This is a genomic window from Caballeronia catudaia, assembly GCF_001544755.2.
GTDB lineage: Bacteria > Pseudomonadota > Gammaproteobacteria > Burkholderiales > Burkholderiaceae > Caballeronia > Caballeronia catudaia.
This window is the reverse complement of the sequence record NZ_FCOF02000103.1, coordinates 1-4635: the sequence shown is the minus strand read 5'-3', so window position 1 is coordinate 4635 and position 4635 is coordinate 1. Positions and strand designations below refer to the sequence as shown.

The window sequence follows — 4635 nt, the reverse complement described above, 5'->3', positions numbered from 1 at the left end:
ACCTTCCCTGCCAGCGGCAAGCGATACTTCGCGAGTTGGCCGATCCCGATGTTTCGGTATTCCGGCCTTGGTTTTTTTACGGCTTCAGCCATGCTAGACCCCAACTTGTTAAAACACTAATCCGCGATTTTAGCGCCTTTTTATTTCGCGCTGCAGCGATAAGCAACCCAAGAGACCGTTGCTCCATCCGCGAAAAAAGCCTTGCGGCAGGCGTGCCGGACGGGCACTCAGCCGGTGCCCGCAGCCCCGTTCTTCATTCGATCAACTCAAGTCGTTCTGATAGTAGTAACCGGTCGTGACATACCATCCACGCCGCACTTCGACCGGACGATCGCCATACGTATAGGACACTCGCTCCACCGATAACAACGGGAAACCCTGCGCAACGTCGAGGAACTGCGCGACGGTTTCGTCGGCAGCCACGGCGCGAATCTTTTCCGTCGCGCGAATCATGCGCGTGCCGAACTCGGTCTCGAACATCGCGTAGAGCGGGCCCTTGTACTCCGCGAGGCGCTCCGCCGTGAGTCCGCGAAACACGGCGCCCGGGAGCCAGATTTCATCGAATACGGTCGTCACGCCATCAAACTGCAACAAGCGCTTGATAAGAACGACCGGATCGGCGGGCTTCAGATCCAGTTGACGCGCGATCTCGGCAGGCGCGCGCAGACGCCTGCATTCGAGCAGACGGCTGACATGGGGATGAACGTCGCCATCGTCGGGCAAGAGGCGAAGGAAGCGGAATTGCACGCGGTCTTCGTTGTGCGTCGCAACGAACGTGCCTTTGCCCTGACGGCGAACGAGGAGATTGTCGGCGGCGAGTTCGTCGATGGCTTTGCGCACCGTGCCCTGGCTCACCTTGTAGCGCGCGGCCAGCTCGACCTCGCTCGGGATGATTTCGCCGGGCTTCCATTCGCCGGACTCGAGCCCTTGCGTAATGAGCGCCTTGATCTGCTGATACAGCGGGCTGAACGTCGGCGACGGCGTGCTCGCGGCCTCGGCCGCCGGTGCAGTGCCGCTGGGGGTCGTCGTGTTCGCCGGACTGGAATTCATGCCGCGCATTTCAACACAAGGGCCGTCGTGCGTCCAGACTTTTCCCGCAGATTCCTATGTCTTATATAAGACATAAGATAGTGTTGACTTTACCTCGGACCGATCCTACACTCCTTGTCGAGCAAGGGTTTGCGGGTCGTTGCGAGAGCGCAGGAACCGCCGGTCAGCGTGTTTTCCGCGGCGGTCTTCGCCAGGGTACGGCAACGTCACGGCATCCACGCATCGCGCAGCATACCGCCAGGCACGCCCTTTCGCTTCCGTCTCACGCCGATCGGCCACTCGATTCGCACGCCGCTGCCTGTCCCATGCCTCGCAACGCAAGCGCCGTCTCGTATGGGCGCTTTCCCGTAAGACCCAAGCGAATTCACGGCGTCCTTCAAGAACCTCCCGCACGTCTCTCGCTCGAAGAGAAGATTCATGGCATGACAGTCACGCCGTGACGCCGATGCGCCGCACGAGTTCGGGCTCTTCCGATCGCGTTTCGGGCGATCCGCGCACGGCACGGCCGGCATGTCTTCATCAACGCTTTGGCGTATCGCGCATAAAATGGCGTTTTTCCCTAGCGTTCCACGCATCGTCCAGGAGAGTTCTCAATGGCTAAGTCCGCAAAGCGCGTTGCCGTAACCGGCGCCGCAGGTCAAATCGGCTACTCGCTGCTGTTCCGCATCGCCAACGGCGATCTGCTCGGCAAAGACCAGCCCGTGATTCTTCAGTTGCTCGATCTGCCGCAAGCGCAAGGCGCCGTGAAGGGCGTCGTGATGGAGTTGGAAGACTGCGCGTTCCCGCTGCTCGCGGGCGTTGTCGTCACGGACGACCCCAAGGTCGCGTTCAAGGATGCCGACGTCGCGCTGCTCGTGGGCGCCCGTCCGCGCTCGAAGGGCATGGAGCGCAAGGATCTGCTGTCGGCCAACGCCGAAATCTTCACGGTTCAGGGCAAGGCGCTGAACGATGTCGCGAGCCGCGACGTGAAGGTGCTGGTCGTCGGCAACCCGGCGAACACGAATGCGTACATCGCGATGAAGTCGGCGCCGGACCTGCCGAAGAAGAACTTCACCGCCATGCTGCGTCTGGACCACAACCGCGCCCTGTCGCAACTGGCTGCGAAGTCGGGCAAGCCGGTCGCATCGATCGAAAAGCTCGCCGTGTGGGGCAACCACTCGCCGACGATGTACCCCGACTTCCGCTTCGCAACGGCGGAAGGCCAGGACCTGACGAAGCTCATCAACGACGACGAATGGAACCGCAACACGTTCATCCCGACCGTCGGCAAGCGCGGCGCCGCGATCATCGAAGCGCGGGGCCTGTCGTCGGCGGCATCGGCGGCGAACGCGGCGATCGATCACGTGCGTGACTGGGTGCTCGGCACGAACGGCAAGTGGGTCACGATGGGCATTCCGTCGGACGGCTCGTACGGCATCCCGGAAGACATCATCTACGGCGTGCCCGTCACCTGCGAAAACGGCGAGTACAAGCGCGTGGAAGGCCTGGAAATCGACGCATTCTCGCGTGAGAAGATGGACGGCACGCTGAACGAACTGCTCCAAGAGCGCGACGGCGTTTCGCATCTGCTGGGCAAGTAAGCACGTCGTTTTCAAAGGGAGGCCCGTCGCGGGCTTCCCGTCAGCGCGAACGCCCGAGAAAGCGTTCGCGCCTGATCCGATCGCGCTTGAACGGGCTTCAACATCGTTCGAGCGCGGCCGAATCAGAAGCATGAGCAAGATCGAATCCACTTCCCCCAAATTGGACCCCGACGCCGACGATGCGCGCTCTCACCCCCGCCGAAGTGCTGTTTGACGGCGAACCGCAGCCCGCGGTTCTCCCACCCTGCGATCACTACGCCGGCAGCGAGAAGCTGATGAGGAAATCGCTGGCGTTGCAAGCGCAACTGGGCCCGGTCTTCGACATCACGCTCGATTGCGAGGATGGCGCGCAAGTCGGGCGCGAAGCCGAGCACGCGGAACTGGTCGCATCGTTCGTGGGCGGCGAGGAAGACCGCTTCGGGCGCGTGGGCGTTCGCATCCACGACTTTCATCACCGCGCGTGGCGCGACGACGTGCGCATCATTCTGCGCAACGCGAAACAGGCGCCCGCGTTCATCATGCTGCCGAAGATCCGCAGCGTCTCCGGTGCCGCCGAGATGGTGGCCTTCATCGAAGCATCGCGCCGCGAGTTCGGCATTCGGAAAGCCATTCCATGTCATCTGCTCGTCGAGACGCATGGCGCGCTCGCGGAAGCGTTTGAACTGGCGGCGTTGCCGGGCGTCGAATCGCTGAGCTTCGGCCTGATGGATTTCGTCTCCGCGCACAACGGCGCGATTCCCGATACCGCGATGCGCTCGCCCGGCCAGTTCGATCATCCGCTCGTGCGGCGCGCGAAACTCGAAATCGCGGCGGCATGTCACGCGCACGGCAAGGTGCCGTCGCACAATGTGTCCACCGAGGTGCGCGACATGAGCGTCGTTTCGAACGATGCCGCACGCGCCCGCAACGAGTTCGGCTACACGCGCATGTGGAGCATCCATCCGCATCAGATCGAGCCGATCGTCGCGGCCTTCTCGCCGCGCGCCGAAGAAATCGCGCTCGCCGCGGAGATTTTGCTCGAAGCGCAACGCGCGCAGTGGGGCCCGACGCGTCACGGTGACACGCTGCATGATCGCGCGAGTTATCGCTATTACTGGTCGGTGCTGCGCCGCGCGCACGCCACAGGGCAGCCGATGCCCGGCGAATGCGCGCCGCTCTTCACCGCGCCCGATATCGAAGCGAAGGCGTGAGCATCGCCGGACCGCAGTTCAAGCACGACAAGTGACGCCGCATCGCGCGTGCACGAAAGGAGACTTGAAAGCATGACTGATATCGCATCGACCGAAGCACCCGCGGCCGGCGCTTTCAAGCCGAAGAAGTCCGTCGCGCTGTCGGGCGTGACGGCGGGCAATACCGCGCTGTGCACGGTCGGCAAGACCGGCAACGATTTGCACTATCGGGGCTACGACATTCTCGATGTCGCGACGACTTCCGAGTTCGAAGAAATCGCGCATCTGCTCGTGCATGGCAAGCTGCCGAATGCCGCCGAATTGAAGGCTTATAAAACGAAGCTGAAGGCTTTGCGCGGCCTGCCCGCGAACCTCAAGGCCGCGCTCGAATGGATTCCTGCGTCCGCGAATGCGATGGACGTCATGCGCACCGGCGTCTCCGTGCTCGGCACGCTGCTGCCCGAGAAGGACGATCACAACGCGCCGGGCGCGAAGGATATCGCCGACCGTCTGATGGCCTCGCTCGGCTCGATGCTGCTGTACTGGTATCACTACTCGCATAACGGCAAGCGCATCGAAGTCGAAACCGACGACGATTCCATCGGCGGACACTTCCTGCATCTGCTGCATGGCGTGGCGCCGTCGAAGTCGTGGGTCGATGCGATGCACGTATCGCTCAATCTTTACGCCGAACATGAGTTCAACGCGTCGACGTTCACGGCGCGCGTGATCGCGGGCACCGGGTCCGACATGTATTCAGCGATCACCGGCGCGATCGGCGCGCTGCGCGGGCCGAAGCATGGCGGCGCAAACGAAGTCGCATACGAAATCCAGTC

At 62.6% G+C, this 4635-nt stretch carries 4 protein-coding genes and 1 pseudogene; 3 read left to right on the top strand and 2 right to left on the bottom strand.

Annotation, left to right across the window (positions count from 1 at the left end):
- Both AWB75_RS36045 and AWB75_RS36040 read right to left on the bottom strand, forming a co-directional pair.
- Nucleotides 1-92, bottom strand: a pseudogene (locus AWB75_RS36045) (succinate dehydrogenase, cytochrome b556 subunit); the annotation flags it as partial.
- 169 nt (nt 93-261) lie between these two features.
- Complete coding sequence (locus tag AWB75_RS36040) at nt 262-1059, bottom strand: GntR family transcriptional regulator (protein ID WP_061128691.1); 798 nt, start codon at nt 1057-1059, stop codon at nt 262-264.
- A 584-nt stretch (nt 1060-1643) separates the two neighbouring features.
- Here AWB75_RS36040 and AWB75_RS36030 point away from each other — a divergent pair.
- The 3 genes from AWB75_RS36030 to AWB75_RS36020 form a co-directional block, all read left to right on the top strand.
- A complete protein-coding gene (locus AWB75_RS36030; RefSeq protein ID WP_061128689.1) occupies nt 1644-2630 on the top strand; it encodes a malate dehydrogenase in 987 nt (328 codons plus the stop codon).
- Nucleotides 2631-2809: 179 nt separating this feature from the next.
- On the top strand, nt 2810-3820 hold the full coding sequence (locus AWB75_RS36025; protein WP_061128688.1) for an HpcH/HpaI aldolase/citrate lyase family protein: 1011 nt from the start codon (nt 2810-2812) through the stop codon (nt 3818-3820).
- Nucleotides 3821-3892: 72 nt separating this feature from the next.
- Nucleotides 3893-4635: citrate/2-methylcitrate synthase (locus tag AWB75_RS36020; RefSeq protein ID WP_327220503.1), on the top strand; the 743-nt coding region annotated here is incomplete at its 3' end.